General features: G+C 44.2%; 16 protein-coding genes. 11 read left to right on the top strand and 5 right to left on the bottom strand.

From position 1 onward, the window contains the following. Positions 1 to 28: 28 nt before the first annotated feature. Positions 29 to 226 carry a 50S ribosomal protein L35 gene (rpmI, locus tag QL886_RS09690; protein ID WP_057761939.1) on the bottom strand — a complete coding sequence of 66 codons (198 nt, stop codon included), beginning with the start codon at positions 224 to 226 and terminating at the stop codon, positions 29 to 31. 435 nt (positions 227 to 661) lie between these two features. Between rpmI and QL886_RS09685 the strand changes: the two genes are divergently transcribed. The 7 genes from QL886_RS09685 (at position 662) to QL886_RS09655 (ending at position 7,093) form a co-directional block, all read left to right on the top strand. After that, positions 662 to 1,105, top strand: a complete 444-nt coding sequence (locus QL886_RS09685; protein ID WP_290178547.1) for a thioesterase family protein — start codon at positions 662 to 664, stop codon at positions 1,103 to 1,105. A gap of 188 nt (positions 1,106 to 1,293) precedes the next feature. Next, a complete protein-coding gene (gene hisIE, locus QL886_RS09680) occupies positions 1,294 to 2,151 on the top strand; it encodes a bifunctional phosphoribosyl-AMP cyclohydrolase/phosphoribosyl-ATP diphosphatase HisIE (protein WP_290178546.1) in 858 nt (285 codons plus the stop codon). 192 nt (positions 2,152 to 2,343) lie between these two features. After that, positions 2,344 to 2,583, top strand: coding sequence for a Sec-independent protein translocase subunit TatA (gene tatA, locus QL886_RS09675; protein WP_057761945.1), 240 nt, complete (start codon positions 2,344 to 2,346; stop codon positions 2,581 to 2,583). A 26-nt stretch (positions 2,584 to 2,609) separates the two neighbouring features. Then, positions 2,610 to 3,320, top strand: coding sequence for a Sec-independent protein translocase protein TatB (tatB, locus tag QL886_RS09670; protein WP_290178545.1), 711 nt, complete (start codon positions 2,610 to 2,612; stop codon positions 3,318 to 3,320). Continuing rightward, positions 3,320 to 4,249, top strand: a complete 930-nt coding sequence (tatC, locus tag QL886_RS09665) for a twin-arginine translocase subunit TatC (RefSeq protein WP_290178543.1) — start codon at positions 3,320 to 3,322, stop codon at positions 4,247 to 4,249. The genes tatB and tatC overlap by 1 nt, the downstream gene beginning before the upstream one ends. Before the next feature lie 216 nt (positions 4,250 to 4,465). After that, a complete protein-coding gene (locus QL886_RS09660; RefSeq protein ID WP_290178542.1) occupies positions 4,466 to 5,965 on the top strand; it encodes a UvrD-helicase domain-containing protein in 1,500 nt (499 codons plus the stop codon). 75 nt (positions 5,966 to 6,040) lie between these two features. Continuing rightward, positions 6,041 to 7,093: a tRNA-dihydrouridine synthase gene (locus QL886_RS09655; RefSeq protein ID WP_290178541.1), complete on the top strand. Its 1,053-nt coding sequence runs from the start codon at positions 6,041 to 6,043 to the stop codon at positions 7,091 to 7,093. 28 nt (positions 7,094 to 7,121) lie between these two features. Here QL886_RS09655 and QL886_RS09650 read toward each other — a convergent pair whose 3' ends face one another. Then, positions 7,122 to 7,547, bottom strand: a complete 426-nt coding sequence (locus QL886_RS09650) for an MAPEG family protein (protein ID WP_290178576.1) — start codon at positions 7,545 to 7,547, stop codon at positions 7,122 to 7,124. Positions 7,548 to 7,561: 14 nt separating this feature from the next. After that, positions 7,562 to 7,975: an OsmC family protein gene (locus QL886_RS09645; protein WP_114701777.1), complete on the bottom strand. Its 414-nt coding sequence runs from the start codon at positions 7,973 to 7,975 to the stop codon at positions 7,562 to 7,564. A gap of 475 nt (positions 7,976 to 8,450) precedes the next feature. Here QL886_RS09645 and QL886_RS09640 point away from each other — a divergent pair, with 475 nt between their 5' ends. Further along, positions 8,451 to 8,969: an RNA pyrophosphohydrolase gene (locus tag QL886_RS09640; protein WP_290178540.1), complete on the top strand. Its 519-nt coding sequence runs from the start codon at positions 8,451 to 8,453 to the stop codon at positions 8,967 to 8,969. Positions 8,970 to 9,078: 109 nt separating this feature from the next. Here QL886_RS09640 and QL886_RS09635 read toward each other — a convergent pair whose 3' ends face one another. Next, complete coding sequence (locus QL886_RS09635; protein ID WP_290178539.1) at positions 9,079 to 9,900, bottom strand: NRDE family protein; 822 nt, start codon at positions 9,898 to 9,900, stop codon at positions 9,079 to 9,081. 108 nt (positions 9,901 to 10,008) lie between these two features. Continuing rightward, the gene (locus tag QL886_RS09630; RefSeq protein ID WP_290178538.1) at positions 10,009 to 11,661 is read right to left on the bottom strand and encodes a DUF4139 domain-containing protein; all 1,653 of its coding nucleotides are present in this window, start codon (positions 11,659 to 11,661) and stop codon (positions 10,009 to 10,011) included. A gap of 412 nt (positions 11,662 to 12,073) precedes the next feature. Between QL886_RS09630 and urtA the strand changes: the two genes are divergently transcribed. The 3 genes from urtA to urtC all read left to right on the top strand — a co-directional run bounded on the left by urtA (position 12,074) and on the right by urtC (position 16,561). Continuing rightward, a complete protein-coding gene (gene urtA / locus QL886_RS09625; RefSeq protein ID WP_290178537.1) occupies positions 12,074 to 13,426 on the top strand; it encodes an urea ABC transporter substrate-binding protein in 1,353 nt (450 codons plus the stop codon). A gap of 311 nt (positions 13,427 to 13,737) precedes the next feature. Then, complete coding sequence (urtB, locus tag QL886_RS09620) at positions 13,738 to 15,480, top strand: urea ABC transporter permease subunit UrtB (protein ID WP_290178574.1); 1,743 nt, start codon at positions 13,738 to 13,740, stop codon at positions 15,478 to 15,480. A 10-nt stretch (positions 15,481 to 15,490) separates the two neighbouring features. Further along, entirely contained in the window at positions 15,491 to 16,561 is a 1,071-nt protein-coding gene (gene urtC, locus QL886_RS09615; protein WP_194364997.1) for an urea ABC transporter permease subunit UrtC, read from the top strand. Positions 16,562 to 16,602: the final 41 nt, after the last annotated feature.

Raw genomic sequence — 16,602 nt, 5'->3', positions numbered from 1 at the left:
TCAATCAAATATAGATGACGGTAGGCTATTAAATGTATGGGCACATACGACGAACTGCTGCTTCGTCAGACTTGTGCACCAACTTAAGACCACGCAATTGGCGAATACGCTTAGCTGATTTCTTGGTCAAAATATGGCTTTTGAATGCTTGCTTACGCTTGAAGCCATTCGCTGTTTTTTTGAAGCGTTTAGCTGCGCCGCTTCTGGTTTTCATCTTAACTTTCATGATGATTTGCCTCTTTTTCTGTTTTAGAACCTGGTCGTCAAATAGTCACACTGAATAATCGTTATATAAATAACCACTAAACCTCTATTTGCCTCGAGGTGGGAGGCGCTATTTTAGCAGATAGTGCCTTGTTTTGCCAAGTAAAGTTTTGGCGAGGTTTTAGTAGACAATATAGACAAGTAATCAGCATCAAATAAGCGATAGCGGCTCCCCTAAAAGCACCAATAAAATGACTGATTTTTATCCAAATAGATTGAATGTCAGCCTAAGCTGTGCTTAAGTAGAGACTGAGCTATATCTTTATACAAACACTATTAAAACCACCTTATTCACCATGAGTATTTACGCTGTAATGTGTAGCTATAACGATAACAATGCTGCCAACATATAGCGCGATAAGTAGAACAATCTTTGGCCATCACTCTAGGAGATAGTGTGTCAAAACAAGAGTTAGTATTCGACGACGACTTGTTTGTTTTTGAGACAGTGATGCGTGTGCGTCATACGGAAGCCGACGCAGGACAGCACATGACGGTTGAATCTCTAACAGCGCTATTGTCCGAAGCACGGCTAAGGTTTCTATACGCTAAAGGTGTCAAAGAAATCAATGCAGACCATCAAGGCTTAATTATTGATAAATTGCAGCTAGATATTGTGAGCCGTATTCGTGTACGAGAAGAGCTGCTGTTTGAAGTTGGTGTTGAGCCAATATATGATAATGGCGGTAATATAATCCTAAAGGTCACGCGGATGCACACGGGCGAGATAGTAGCAAAAGCGCGCCAGCATTTTAGAGGTTACGACTTTAACCTCAATAAAGTGAATAAGCTTGATAATACGATCAAAGAAGCGCTATATCCGCATTTATTTAGACTGTAGAACCACTTGTCATAAATAGTATGCTGTCATTTAGCATAGTTGCACTCTATAGCGCATTTGGTTGACATCATATTGCTAGCTGTCAGCATATTACAGAGCATTTTAGATAATCTCCCCGCTTTAATCATAAGTAGTATAATTGCTTATCACTCTTTTTCACTTTCTACCTATAAGACGACAAATACATTATGACTTTACCTGCTTGGCTGACTGCCGTAACTTTTAATGATGATGGTTTGATTCCTGCAATTGCTCAAGATCATCAGACAGGTCGTATTTTGATGATGGCGTGGATGAATGCAGAGGCATTACAGCTCACCGCACAAACACAGACAGCGGTTTATTTTTCACGCTCGCGTGCCAAGCTGTGGCATAAAGGTGAGTCATCAGGCCATACGCAAACTGTGCATGATATTCATCTAGACTGTGATGCAGATGTGATTGTGCTTAGCGTCACTCAGGCTGGCGGCATTGCTTGCCATACGGGACGTGAATCTTGCTTTTATCAGCGTTTGGATTTATCAGGTCAAACGCCTGAATGGCAGACCGTCGATAAAGTATTAAAAGACCCTGCGGATATTTATCATTCTCATGAATCTACTAGCGACACTCGTGAAACTGAAAACACTTGTGCGAATACTGACTCTGATACCATCCAAGCACAATCTGATACTGCTCAAGCACAAGTCAATAAAGCCTCTGTATTACAGCAGCTTGATAGCGTATTAGCAGAGCGCAAACAAGCCGATGCCGACAGCTCTTATGTGGCCAGCCTGTACGCCAAAGGATTAAATAAGATATTAGAAAAAGTCGGTGAAGAGAGCACAGAAAGTATCATCGCTGCCAAAGATTTTGCTAACTGCGATGAGAGCACAGACAAAGCAAGCTACGATGAAGCGCGTCATGAGCTGATCTATGAAGTCGCCGATGTCTGGTTCCATACCTTGGTTGGGCTAGCATGGTTTGATATAGAGTCGGATGCTGTGTTAAATGAGCTAGGCAGACGTTTTGGGTTATCCGGTATCGATGAAAAAGCCGCTAGATAAGCCTAAATAAAAAATAAACGTCTATTTTATTTGATTATTGTTGCTTTCACCTATTTGTAATAAGTGCAGGTTATAATATAGCTCTGTTTTATCTCGCATTATATGTCGATGCTTTTTGTTTGCTAAATAGACCTTTTTGCAAACTAAAAGCAGGCGTATAAAGACTGAAAACCAAGTCACAAGGATACCATTATGGGTAGTTTTTCTATTACACATTGGCTGATACTATTGGTCGTTGTCGTTGTCGTGTTTGGCACCTCAAAACTCAGAAATGCTGGTAAAGATTTGGGCGGTGCTGTCAAAGGTTTTAAAGAAGCTGTTAAAGATGAAAATACAGAGCATGCCAAAAAACACGCGGTTCTTGACCACGATGCGACGGCACACACTGAAGAGCGCTCAACCACCAAAGTTGATGATAAGCATAACGTATAGCATCTAAACAGTGACATCGGACCATTATGTTTGATATCGGGTTTTCTGAACTACTTCTCTTTGGCGTTATCGCCCTAATCGTACTGGGCCCAGAAAAACTGCCGCAGGCAGCGCGCACGGCTGGGCAATGGTATGCCAAAATTCGCCGTACAGTCTCAACATTGCAGTCTGAAATAGAGGCTGAGCTTGACTTGGCTGAGACACGTCAACAAATGCAAAAAGAGCTTGCCAAAATTCGCCAGACTGAAGCTGAAATGAGGCGTGAGATGGCTGAGATGCGCGGCAATATGAAAGCTTTTGAAAGCTCACATAGTCCTACTACGACAGCTTCTGAAGCATCTACGAACGCTGAAAACAGCAAGGGTGACGAAGCTCATAAAAATAGCCGCACACAAAAGCAGCAATCAGCCACACCAAAAGCCTTCGACTATGCTTATGCCACTGACGAGCAGACAGATACATTGGAAAATAGCCGATTATCGAAAGGCGGTCACAGCGGTGACGATATAAATGATGCAAATGTAGATGATGCAAATGTGGGCGATAACGCCAAGGCAGCACCAGTTGTTCAGACCATCATTACCCGTCCATGGGAAAACATGTGGTTTCGACTTGGCGCTTATGACAAAGCACGTCGGCTCCCAATGCCGCCATATGTGCCAAACTATAAAGCGGATGCTCTACTCAACAGTCCTGCCAACATGCAGACTTCTGACCATAAGCAGGAGACTGATTGATGCCATTATTCAAGCGCAAAAAAAGTCGTCAAGAGAAAATCGCTGTTTCTGCCATTACTGACCAAGATGTTATTGATCAAGAAACTATCGATCAAGATGCCTTTAATAAAGACACTCTTAATCAAGATGCTACAGCAACCAATACCACTCAAGATAAAAAACCAGAGGATGTGTTAAGCCCTTTGGCTGATATGCCTATTACTGAGCATTTGATTGAGCTGCGTCGGCATTTGATCAAAATATGTGTGGCGGTACTGATAATATTTTTAGGCTTGGTCGGCTATTCGCGCGAGCTATATAACTTGTTGTCTGATCCACTAGTTGCGCAGTTACCCGCCAACTCGACCATGATTGCCACCGATATCACGTCAAACTTTATGGCACCGATACGTCTGACCGTATTCGTAGCCGCGTTTTTGGCGATGCCCTACATTCTTTATCAAATTTGGTCATTTGTAGCGCCCGGTCTGTATAAGAAAGAAAAGAAAATCGCTATTCCAGTACTGCTATCTTCTATACTTCTGTTTTATGCTGGTGTGGCTTTTTCTTACTTTATTGTGCTCAAAGGGGTCTTAAAGTTTTTTATCATGTTTGCCCCGCAAAACGTACTACCCATGACGGATATCGACAGCTATCTCAGTTTTGCCTTAAAACTATTTATGGTATTTGGTTTAACGTTTGAGATTCCAGTTGTCACTTTGCTATTGATATTGGCAGGTATTGTCTCCATTCAGAGCTTAGAAGAAAAACGTCGTTATATCATTGTAGGCTGTTTTGCTGTGGCTGCCGTTGTCACGCCGCCAGATGGCGTATCGATGCTCATGCTAGCGATTCCGATGTGGTTGTTATTTGAGCTTGGTTTGTTTTTGGCAAAGATTTTAATCAAAGAAGAGCCCAGTCCTACTCTCGTGTCGACAGACAAAGAATAAAACACTTATCAGTCTAATCCAGACTAAAATAAAGTTATTGATTACATATAGCTATGCGTTAAACTACCATTACACCGTTTTATTCTTGCCTCATTAGTAAGCTGATTGCTTATTATCACGTTTTAGCATCACCATCATCTATAAGCCATTGTTTACCCAGTGGCTTTTTTTGCCCCTTTTGTTTTTAATCAATTTTTGTATTTAGGTAGCTTTATTATGTCCGCATCGATGCCAGCTTATATGAGCGATCCCACTGATGAGCAGCTCGCCGCGCTGAATATGGCGATGGACCACAAATCATTTAAAGTGGTGGCGTATGCAGGCGCTGGTAAGACCACGACACTCAAGCTAATCGGTGAGCGTTTACGGGGTCGCGGACTGTATCTGGCTTTTAACAAAGCGATTGCCAATGATGCTCGTTCAAAGTTTCCACCACATGTAGAATGCCGTACTTTTCACTCACTGGCCTATCGCCATGTCGCTCGTGATATTACCGCCAAGCTGTCGCTGCCGCGATTTTCACCCAAGCGGCTCGGTGATGATTTGGGACTACAGCCTGTACAAGTCCGTCGGCAAATGGATGGCGTTAATAAATATATTACGCTGACGCCAGCACGACTATCGCGTTTCGTCAGCGACGCGGTAAGCAATTTCTGTAGTACACATGCCAGCTACCCTGCACCAAGGCACATACTCTTTCCAAGCTGGCTCGATGCCTCAGACGCAGAGCAGCTACGTGAGATGCTCTACCCTGCCGTTGAGCAGCGCTGGCTACAGTCGATCGATGCGCGTCATCCTGCTGGTATTGGCCATGATATTTATCTCAAGCTTTGGGCACTATCTAAGCCCAGTATTCCAGCGGACTTTATCTTATTTGATGAAGCACAGGATGCCGACCCATTGATGATGGGCATCTTGACGCAGCAGTCGAGACAAGTAATCTATGTGGGCGATGCGCATCAGCAGATTTATGAATGGCGCGGCGCGGTCAATGCCATGAAAAAACTGCCATTGCCGCAGACGTTATTGACGCAATCTTTCAGATTCGGTGAGCCGATTGCAGAAGTAGCCAATACCCTATTAAAGGCACTACAAGAAGACGTACCGCTAAAAGGCAATCCGAATAAACAATCTTCTACCGACAAGGGTATGGTACACAGTAAAAAGGACGCCATTCTCTGCCGTACCAATGCTGCGGCGATGTCGCAGTTGTTGACAGGACTAAAGCACGGGCATCGCGTTGCGCTACAGGCAGATACCGACCGTATGCTCAAATTCTGTCAAGCAGCCGAAAATTTAAAAAATGGTAAATCGGCTTATGGTGTACCTGAGCTAGCGTATTTTTATAATTGGGGTGATGTGCAAGAGTACGCTGAGACCAACGAGGGTAGCGACCTCAAAACACTGGTCAAACTGGTCGATGACCATGGTACTAATGTACTAAGCCAAGCGGTCAATAGTCTGACCAGTATTGAAAATGCTGACTATGTCATCTCTACCGCTCATAAAGCCAAAGGGCTCGAATGGGGAAAAGTACAGTTAGATGATGATTTTTACTACGATGTGACCACCAATGTAGTCAAGATTAGTCCAGAAGAGTTGCGTTTGCTCTACGTTGCTTGCACGCGCGCGCAAAGCAATTTGGATATTCATAATATTAAAGACTTGATATCAGGATTACAGACGGGCAAAAAAGTGATTTTTGGTAATACTTAATTACCCTACACCTCGGTCAGCCTCAAGTTTTATTCAATCTCTCTTATAACGACCCTTTAGCAGTGAATTACCAGCATGAATAATAGCCAGCAACTTCAAACACGTCAAAATACTATTAATCAGTTATTTGCAGCTCCCGTGCGTTTGCTCGCACCTATGGAGGGCTTGACCGATCCATTAATGCGCCAAATCTTAACCCAAATTGCGTCTGACTTGGGTCGTCCTTATGATTGGTCGGTCAGTGAGTTTATTCGCATCACTCAGCACGTCTTACCTGCGCATGTGTTTTATAAATATGTGCCTGAGCTACATCATGATGCCAAAACAGCCTCTGGTACGCCCATTCATGTACAGATTTTGGGTAGCGAAGCGCAGCTTATGGCAGAAAACGCCGCGTACGCTTGTGAGCTTGGCGCGCCTGCTATTGATATCAACTTTGGCTGTCCAGCAAAAACGGTCAACAGCCATCGTGGTGGTTCTGTATTGTTAGATGAACCTGAAGCCATGTATCAGATTATCAGTGCCGTACGCCAAGCTGTGCCCACTCATATACCAGTATCAGCTAAAATTCGTCTGGGCTATACCGATACTAGCCGAATGGATGATATCCGCGGCGCAATTAACGACAGTGGCGCCGACTGGCTCACCATTCATGCACGCACTAAAACCCAAGGCTATAAGCCGCCCGCCTACTGGGACAAAATTCAAAGTTTTAATGCGCTCAATATTCCTGTCATTGCCAATGGAGAAATTTGGAACTTTGAGCATGCGCAAAACTGTATGACGCAAGCAGGTACACAGCATTTAATGTTAGGTCGCGGCGCAGTAACGCGTCCTGATTTAGTGGCACAGGTTGATAATTGTACTGAAAACAGTACTGACAGCGGAGAGAATACGGCTACATTGTTATGGCAAGATTTAATCGGGCATCAGATCAAGTTTTTAGAAGGGGAAGCAAAGAACGATGTGGTGTTGGTCGGCCGCTATAAGCAATGGCTAGGTATGCTCACCAAAGGCTATATTGAGGCGCAAACAGTGTGGGAAGGCATTAAACGAGAGAAAAATAAAGCGGTGATTATTCGTGCACTACAAGCGAGTGTTCAAGAACAATCACCTATTCTGATCTAATGTATTTGATAAGTATGGATGGGTGGCGCTATACACTGACTCGTATCGCTAAATAAAATAGCATTAGACAGCATGCCATTGATAATACCCAGAGGATAGAGCGGAACATTGCCAAATTAGTAATATATGCTACACAAAAACCAATTCGTATCATCACATACAACCAAGCCAATACGTTAATAATCGATTGCGGTACAAAGAACAGCATAGCGACTATCACTGCTGCCAAGAATACTGGCAAGGTTTCATAGCTGTTTTGTTGTGCTGCATTAGCCCGTGCTGCCATGCCTGTCGCATTTTGAAAAAATTCGCGAGGATGTGCATTATTTCTGACTCTAAAGCCACCAGATACTTTTGCAACGATTGACACCGCCCATGGCAGTAGGCTTGCTACCACCATGGCTAAAATGGCAGACGCCACTTTATCAGTTACCAACTCAAAAAATGCACTTATCATTATATAAGTCCCTAGCCTGCAACCACTTCGAAATCATGGGTGATATTGACCCCACCTGCTACTAACATACGGCTGGCAGAACAGTATTTTTCTGCTGATAACTGGATAGCTTTTTCGACTTGTTTTTCTTTGACATCTTGACCAGTGACAATGAAATGCATATGAATATCGGTATAGACCGCTGGTACGGTTTCAGCGCGCTGGGCGGTTAGCTCACAACGTACATCTGTCACTGCTTGGCGCGATTTTTGTAAAATCTCTACGACATCATAACTGGCGCAACCACCTAGTCCTAGCAAAATCAGCTCCATTGGGCTTGAGCCTTTCTCTTTATCAGCATCGATTTGTACATTATGTCCTGATGGTGACACACCCATAAAGGCTTTGTTCTCTTGCCATATGACGCTTGCTTTTGATTCTGACATTGCAGATGTTCCTTATTTTAAATGGCGTATTGCCTATTATTATTGTGTGAATGATATATTACCCAGCTAGTGTAGCATAAGCCAAAGCAAGATTTTATAGGCTCATTGTTTTGCTGCTAGCTCACCAGTGAAATCTGTACTTTTATCACTTTATACATATCGAAATATTGGAGTTCGATAGTTTACTAAATAATCGTATGTTCATCCGCCTATTACGACTCTTCAACTCTTGCCTAAAAATTCCGTATAAAAACCTACAAAAGTTTGCTTATAAATGGTTGATTTTAAAAGGTAAAACTCGTGAAACATTTTATAGCAAAATACTGTTACACATTTTGCTTGTTTCTTGGTTTAATAACGGTAATGAATCTTGTTTTGAGCGGATATCGATAACAATCACCTTATAATAATTACGATTGCTGTCACGGTTTCAAGTCAAAACAAGCTATTTTTAAACAAATTAAAAGGTTTAGTCATGATAGATGCAGACGGCTTTCGCGCCAACGTCGGCATCATCTTGGCAAATACACAAGGGCAGGTTCTGTGGGCAAAACGTATTGGTCACAACGCTTGGCAATTTCCGCAGGGTGGTATCGACCGCGGGGAGACGCCGATCGATGCAATGTATCGCGAGCTCTGGGAAGAGGTCGGCTTACATCCGCGTCATGTAGACTTATTGGCAGTCACGCAAGACTGGCTGCGCTATCGTTTGCCAAAACGTTATGTACGTCATGGTCAGCATCCCTTATGTATTGGGCAAAAACAAAAATGGTTTTTGCTACGCTTAGATGAGCCAAATACTCAACATATCCGCTTTGATGAAGGGAAACCCGAATTTGACCATTGGCAATGGGTCAGCTACTGGTATCCACTCGGACAAGTGATTCACTTTAAACGAGGCGTTTATCGTCGTGCCTTGCAAGAATTGGTACGCGAACTCCCGCTAAAGCAAGAGCTGATCATTCCTGAGCAAAATAATCACTTGCTGATGTAATGAGTCACTTAATAGTACGATGCAAAACACCCACGATAGTAGCTAGAATGTTAGCAATTACCGTGGGTGTTTTTTATTATCTACCAATAGTCATTGTTAGTGACTATGATTATGGATTGTCAAACTCTCGGCTAATAATGTCAGCCGTGTAGTTTGATCCCGTATCTCTCTCTTTGCGCAACGTTAAGATGCTTTGAGTGCGGGTACCATAAGTAGGTTTGCTGGTTTTGGTATCGCCAAAAGCGACGGGTTCAATATAAACAGACGATAACATCTGCTCCACTTCAAATGCCACGCCAGTAATAGGCAGTTTGTCTTCTGGTGCTTTGATACTATCTGACAAGACATTAAAAGCCGCCGCTTGCCAGTACGCAGGCGAGCTATCCTCTGCAATCAATGGCAGTACTTCTTGACGTAGTCGCCCGCGCAACCGCTCTGTCTTAAACCAGCTGTCCTCTGGTTGTCCATTAGAGATAACATGTAGACCTGAATACAATGGCGTGGGTGCATGACCACGATTATTGACGATCACAGCTTGCGCAGCGTCACCAATGATCAGATTAAAGCCCGCATAATCCTGCAAATCAATCTGCCGTGCAAAATTCATTGGACTTAGAGTTCCTGTTAAAAACTCAGTGACCAACGCGCCCCGCGATCGCTCATCACTGCTTGCCTGCACCCCATCACGAAAGTTCAATACCGCAGCCCAACGACCATTTTGTTCATAATACTCTGGACTCTGCGCTGGCGATGCTTGCTGATGAATGCCTAACCACGTACCACCGCTTTGTTTATCACGTCCAGCATAGATAGGTTGGTCAGACCACTGGTGGAGCGGCTCAGTTGGGCGCTGCAAAAACTCATCACGGTTAGACAGTAGTACTAGCGGTAACTCATCAAATAATTGCCAAGCAATAGCGACAATACACATAGCTTTCCTTTTATAATAATTTTCGTTATGCGGGTAATTCTTAATAGAGGCAAAGATATTATTTCAGACTTTACTTATTAATAAGGTAGCACTTACAGGCAGTGCTCATTAATTGCCAGTTAATAATTTATTGGCAGGATAACTGATTTGAGAGGTTGAACGTATTACTTGTGATTGCTTACTTGGTAAGTCAAACTCCCACGCTACCATGCCTTGATTGTCATTCCAATCTCGCTCAGTTACAGGCGGCGTATGAGTCACCGCAACTTTTAAACTATCGTCACGACTGATAGGCTCACTGCCCAGTACTTGCAAGCGTACGCTACGATTGTGCTGATTGGTAAATTGATAGGCTTTGGTGGTCGTCAGTGTTTGCGTACGGTTTAGCACACCTTTCTCACCTTGCTTATCTTCATTGGTCAGCTCTTTTACGAGCATATTTGAGTCACGACCAAATCCAATCCCCTGCTCTTTTAGCACTTGATAATTATAACGTGACTGACCTACATAGTTGTCATCACGGTACAACTGTAGCGAACCATCGACCCAGTCCGGTGTCAAAAACGGCGCTGACGCATACCAGTAGGCGGCAGTCTCAACACTTGGCGTACTGCGAATCCAGAGCTTACTATTACCTGTCTGCTCCCCAATCACTGTTCGTACGCGTCTCCCGTCACTCGGAATACTGACCAACTGCGGTAAACGATACTCGATGATGCCATTCTTGTTTTGGCTACTGACCGCAAAATTAGGTAGCGGTGCCATAGCTGCCCCTGCTCCTTTGTTATAAGCAGGCTCTTCCATCATAACAGGGGACGCATCCATCATAGGTAGCTCACGTCTTACTCGAGCATCTTCGCTCTCTTCATACAATGACAGACGCTGCACATACGGCAGTTGCCCCGTCGTACTTTGATTGGGATTAACGGTACTAAGTGTTAGTGGTACGTTTGTCCAGTTCTCGCCAGTTTGCTGAGCAATAATCGCAGAGGCTGTGATACTTAATTGGTCACTATTTGTGTTTAGACGAGCTTGATACGCAGGCTCCCAACCTGCACCTTGCACTTGATAATGCAACTTAATACTAGTTGGCGAGCGGCTTGCCGTACGTACACTCACCTGTGTCACCTTGTTAAAGGTCGATGTCGCGCTGCCTGCCATGAGTTGGTTCAGTGCGTCTTGGGCACGCACTTGTCGCTGTTGAATCTCTAAAATTCTTTGGTTAATACTAGTCGCTTGAGTTTCTATATCGCGGGCATTATTGGCAATCGTGCTATCTGTATTGACTTGCGTGGCTTTGGTCAGATTTTGCAAGTAGGCCTTTGCTAATCGTGCAGCTTCTAACTCAGCATTGATATTGGCTAAGGTATTTTGCTGCGTCTGTACCTTGGCGTCACCTTGATATTGGCACTGGGCTGCCTGCTCACCTGTCAACTCTTCGATACTGACTTCCCCAACGTTGACACTACCTGTCACCTGTACGCTTAGGCTTTCTTTATCCATATAAGGTGACAGGCACGAAAACACAACCGTTTGCTCACCGCTACCTGTGATAGGCAATGCGCGCGTCACGCTCGCCAGCCCCTGATAAATGGTCACTTGCTCGACGCTACTGGTGGCCGCTTGCGCCGAAGACAATCCCAAGATGCCACTACTACCAAGTACAAATGGCAGGATAGCAAATCTAGTCATTTGGTTAAGTGGCGATAATACGCTGCCATGGTCTGTTGAGACAGGCGAATCCGTTAATTGTGCGTTCATACATCATTCCTTAGCAGTAAAATCCATCATGGCAGCCACGCATTGGCTCAAAGCGCAAAATAGTAACTATCTTAGAGATATTACCGTAGCCGTTTTGCAGGTCTTTGGCAATAAATGCTTTTGACAGACAGCATTTTTAGTAAACAGCGCCTTTATCGATAAATCTCTTCATGTGGCAGCTATTCAGTTTTAAAAACTTAGTTTTCTGTATTGCACCATTTTTTTGTTCATCTCCCCTTTATGGTGCAATTTATTTACCATCCTGCACTAAATTAATGAATATATTAATCAGAACTTAATTATTGCTCAATTATTACTCTATTATTGGCTTTTTTAACTTGGCACGGAACTTGAACTCTTAATGGTTGTTCAGGAACATTATTTTACCTTTTGTATTTATTAGGAGATGTCCATGTTTTCGTTACCAATTTTAGCCAACACTCAAGTAGTAGACCCTCAATCACACGAAAAAATCAAATCACGTTTTTCGTTACTAGCGGTGGCCGTCGTTGGCAGCTTAAGTCTTATTGGTTGTCAAAAACCTGCCGAAACTGCAGCATCAACAGAGACTACAACTGAAACCAGCACAGAAACAACCACCGAGCCTGCTGCTGATGGCGACACTATCAAAGTCGGCATTCTACATTCGCTATCTGGCACCATGGCCATCTCTGAAACCTCTCTAAAAGATACCGCGTTGATGACGATTGATGAAATCAATGCCAATGGCGGCGTGCTCGGCAAGCAACTCGAACCAGTAGTTGTCGACCCTGCTTCTGATTGGCCACTATTCGCTGAAAAAGCACGTCAGCTACTCACTCAAGACAAAGTAGATGTCATCTTTGGTGGTTGGACATCAGTATCACGCAAATCTGTATTACCTGTGGTTGAAGAGTTAAACGGGTTGATGTTCTATCCAGTGCAGTACGAAGGGCAAGAACAGTCAGAAAACATCTTTTACACTGGTGCGGCACCAAATCAGCAAGCTATTCCAGCGGTAGAGTACTTGATGAGCGAAGAAGGCGGCGGTGCAGAGCGCTTTGTGTTGTTAGGTACTGATTACGTTTATCCACGCACCACCAACCAGATTTTAAAGGCGTTTTTGAAATCAAAAGGCGTGGCTGATGCAGACATCATGGAAGAGTACACACCATTTGGTTTCAGCAATTATCAAACCATCGTATCTAACGTCAAAAAATTCTCAACGGGCAAAAAGACCGCGGTTATCTCGACCATTAATGGCGACTCAAACGTTCCGTTCTATCGTGAGCTTGCCAACCAAGGTATCAAAGCGTCAGATATTCCAGTCATGGCATTCTCAGTCGGTGAAGAAGAGCTACGCGGTATCGATACCAGTCTGCTACAAGGGCATTTAGCGGCGTGGAACTACTTTATGTCGATCAAAAACCCGACCAATAGCGCCTTTACCAAACGCTATAAGCAGTATGCATTGGACCAAAAACTACCAAATGCTGAAAAAGTCGTGACCAATGATCCAATGGAAGCTACTTATGTCGGTATCAACATGTGGAAGCAAGCTGTCGAAAAAGCAGGTACGACTGATGTCGATAAAGTACGTATTAGCATGGCGGGACAAACGTTCGACGCACCTTCAGGTTATACATTAAAAATGGATGAAGAAAACCATCACCTATGGAAGCCTGTCATGATTGGTCAAATTCGTGCCGATGGACAGTTTGATACGATTTTCAAAACGCCTGAGGTCATCCAAGCACAGCCATGGAGCGAGTACATTCCTAAATAACCTGTCCTACAAATAAAGTGGTACTGAAAATCACATGGATAGTAACTGAATAGTAGGCGGATGGATAAACGACACTAATAACAATCCTAAAGCCTACTTTCATATTTATTTTCAACACTTATTCTTAACCTTTAAATAACACCAAACCTTATCAACTCTTCTATCGCTTAGTACGCTAGGCGGTAGAAGCTAAGGGTTTGTTGTCTGTGAAAAACAGGGAGCCGCACATGCAGCACCATACTTTACGCCCGTTTGTAGGGCAAACATCGTCCAAAAATGGAAATAACCCACAAGCATCAGCCAGTGAAGTCATGCAGTATGCGGCTCGTTTTTCAATTTATGCGCCTCTGCGATTACTTGCATTGATGGCATTATGTATAACAACTTTTACAACCATGGCGTATGCCGATCATGATGGTCAAGTACATGACCACGATACGGATACCGCTCATAGTGAGCAATCCTTGGTCACACCTGTCAACGTAGCCACTTCTACTCAAGCCAGCATCTCAAATATTTCGACAGCAACTACAAATTCAGGTGATGCCATTCAACAATTTGTGGCGGGTGATTTTAGTAAGCGTCAAGCCATGCTAAGTGATTGGCCAGGATCCGCTGAGAGTTTAGATAGTTTGGTTGAATTTATTGCCAATGATGAGCTATATCAAGGCAACGGTGGGCAAACGTATCTACTTAATAAAGATGACCAGCTGTTTACTTATCCTGATAAAAAAGAAACGGCGGACTGGCCTAGTGATTTATCACAAATCACCCTGACCAATGCCCTACGCTCAGCGCTCATCTTTGGTCAAGCCAAGGTAAAGCTGGAATCTGACAAACCAGCACAGCGCCTACAAGCTGTAGAGATTTTAGCCGATAATATTGACCAAGTAGATCCAGCCATTATTACGACAGCAGCGGCAAATGAAGACAGCGCTAAAGTTCAAAAAGCACTAACGGCACTACAAGCTCGTATTGATTTCAAAAACGGCGACCTACCCACTCAGATTGCAGCGGTCAATCTACTTGCAGATAGTGATAACCCACAAGTATTGGTCGATATCGAGTCTGCCCTTGCCGCTGATAATTTAGATTCTGCACTTGAAGCAGCGCTTATCGATGCTGAATCTAGCGTGTCACGGCGTATCGAAATCAGCACATGGACGGGGCATATTTTCACTGGCATGAGTACCGCTAGTATTTTACTGCTAGCGGCGCTTGGTCTTGCCATTACCTTTGGCTTACTTGGCGTTATCAATATGGCGCACGGTGAGCTAATTATGATTGGTGCTTATACCACTTATATGGTGCAAAACTTCTTTCAAGCTTACATGCCAGATATGGCTGGTTGGTATTTGCTTGCTGCTATTCCAGCTGCTTTTTTAGTCAGTGCCATCATCGGCATGATTATTGAACGTATCGTGATTCGTCCGCTATATGGCCGCGAGCTAGAGACCTTGCTGGCGACCTTTGGCGTCAGTCTGATTTTGATGCAGTTGGTACGGATGATTTTTGGTGCTCAGAACGTTGAAGTCAGTAACGTGGCATGGTTAAGCGGCGCGTACCAAGTGTCATCAAGCCTCGTACTGCCTTATAACCGTATCGCCATTATTGGCTTTACCGTCATTGTCGTGGCGCTACTGGTGTACTTGCTCAACAAAACCCGCTTTGGTTTATTTATACGAGCTGTCACTCAAAATCGCCAGATGGCACGTGCTGTCGGTATCCCCTCTGCACGTATCGATATGATGGCATTTGGTTTGGGCTCTGGGCTGGCTGGTATGGCTGGCTGTGCACTTGCCCAAGTAGGCAACGTCGGTCCTGATTTGGGCCAAACTTATATCATTGATACGTTTTTGGTCGTCGTCGTTGGCGGTGTCGGACAAGTATGGGGCGCAGTATTGGCCGCCTTAGGACTTGGTGTGAGCGGTACGGTACTTGAGATTGGTATCGGTGCAGTATTGGCAAAGATTGTATTGTTGGTTCTTGTGATTCTGTTTATTCAGAAACGGCCACAAGGTTTATTTGCACTCAAAGGCCGCTTTGTCGAATAAGGAGACTCCTATGATACTGACCAAATTACTGTCTGATACGCCGCGTAGTGCTGTTTTAATTGGCTTATGTTTTGCTGTACTACTGATACTACCTTGGCTACATCTTATGCCAGAGACCTCAGCCTTTCACCTTTCAGCCTACTGGATTACCCTGATTGGCAAAATTATGGCTTTAGCCATGGTGGCTTTGGCACTAGATCTCGTCTGGGGCTATGCCGGTATTTTGAGCTTGGGACATGGCTTGTATTTTGCTTTGGGTGGTTATGCGTTTGGCATGTACCTAACACGTGAGACAGCGGGCGACGCGCTTCCTGATTTTATGCGATTTTTGAGCTGGACTGAGATGCCATGGTACTGGGCTGGCACGCAGCATTTTTGGTGGGCAGTCGCACTGGTCGTATTAGTGCCTGGCTTGGTTGCTTTTATCTTTGGTTTCTTTGCCTTCCGCTCCAAAATCAAAGGCGTTTATTTTTCCATCATCACTCAAGCCATGGTCTATGCAGCAGCCTTGCTATTTTTCCGTAATGAGACAGGCTTTGGTGGTAATAATGGCTTTACTGGTTTTACCACCCTTCTCGGCTATGACATTACCGCTGCTTCTACCCGCTCTATGCTGTGCTTTGTCACGGCCGTAGCATTATTAGTCTCTTATATGGGTTTGCGTCATTTAATGAACCAACCTTATGGGCGAGTGCTTGGTGCGATTCGTGACAGCGAAAACCGCTTGCAGTATTTGGGCTACCGTACGCTGTGGTACAAGCTATCCGCTTGGGTGCTGTCCGCTGTCATCGCTGGTATCGCAGGTGCACTATACGTACCGCAAGTAGGCATCATCAATCCGAGTGAAATGAATCCTGTGAACTCGATTGAGATAGCCGTCTGGGTAGCGACTGGTGGTAGAGGAAGCTTAATTGGCGCGATTTTAGGAACTGGTGTGGTAAACGCGGTAAAAACCTATTTTACTGTCGCCTACCCTGAGTTTTGGCTACTGATATTAGGCGGGCTATTCGTCGTCGTGACGTTGTTTTTACCCAATGGCATTATGGGCTTGTTCGATCGATTCAAAAAGGAGAAACAATAATGCTAAATAATAAATCACCATCGACTGAACAATCGACCAAA

The organism is Psychrobacter sp. APC 3281 (assembly GCF_030407815.1).
Lineage (GTDB): Bacteria > Pseudomonadota > Gammaproteobacteria > Pseudomonadales > Moraxellaceae > Psychrobacter.
The sequence above is the reverse complement of the archived record's forward strand: the minus strand, read 5'-3'. Positions and strand labels throughout refer to the sequence as shown.

Bases quoted from the DNA above. Each gene is read 5' to 3' on its own strand.
- hisIE (WP_290178546.1), top strand. From the start codon at position 1,294: ATGACTTTACCTGCTTGGCTGACTGCCGTAACTTTTAATGATGATGGT.
- QL886_RS09660 (WP_290178542.1), top strand. From the start codon at position 4,466: ATGTCCGCATCGATGCCAGCTTATATGAGCGATCCCACTGATGAGCAG.
- QL886_RS09655 (WP_290178541.1), top strand. From the start codon at position 6,041: ATGAATAATAGCCAGCAACTTCAAACACGTCAAAATACTATTAATCAG.
- tatC (WP_290178543.1), top strand. From the start codon at position 3,320: ATGCCATTATTCAAGCGCAAAAAAAGTCGTCAAGAGAAAATCGCTGTT.
- rpmI (WP_057761939.1), bottom strand. From the start codon at position 226: ATGAAAGTTAAGATGAAAACCAGAAGCGGCGCAGCTAAACGCTTCAAA.
- urtB (WP_290178574.1), top strand. From the start codon at position 13,738: ATGCAGTATGCGGCTCGTTTTTCAATTTATGCGCCTCTGCGATTACTT.
- QL886_RS09640 (WP_290178540.1), top strand. From the start codon at position 8,451: ATGATAGATGCAGACGGCTTTCGCGCCAACGTCGGCATCATCTTGGCA.
- urtC (WP_194364997.1), top strand. From the start codon at position 15,491: ATGATACTGACCAAATTACTGTCTGATACGCCGCGTAGTGCTGTTTTA.
- QL886_RS09630 (WP_290178538.1), bottom strand. From the start codon at position 11,661: ATGAACGCACAATTAACGGATTCGCCTGTCTCAACAGACCATGGCAGC.
- QL886_RS09635 (WP_290178539.1), bottom strand. From the start codon at position 9,900: ATGTGTATTGTCGCTATTGCTTGGCAATTATTTGATGAGTTACCGCTA.
- tatA (WP_057761945.1), top strand. From the start codon at position 2,344: ATGGGTAGTTTTTCTATTACACATTGGCTGATACTATTGGTCGTTGTC.
- tatB (WP_290178545.1), top strand. From the start codon at position 2,610: ATGTTTGATATCGGGTTTTCTGAACTACTTCTCTTTGGCGTTATCGCC.
- urtA (WP_290178537.1), top strand. From the start codon at position 12,074: ATGTTTTCGTTACCAATTTTAGCCAACACTCAAGTAGTAGACCCTCAA.
- QL886_RS09645 (WP_114701777.1), bottom strand. From the start codon at position 7,975: ATGTCAGAATCAAAAGCAAGCGTCATATGGCAAGAGAACAAAGCCTTT.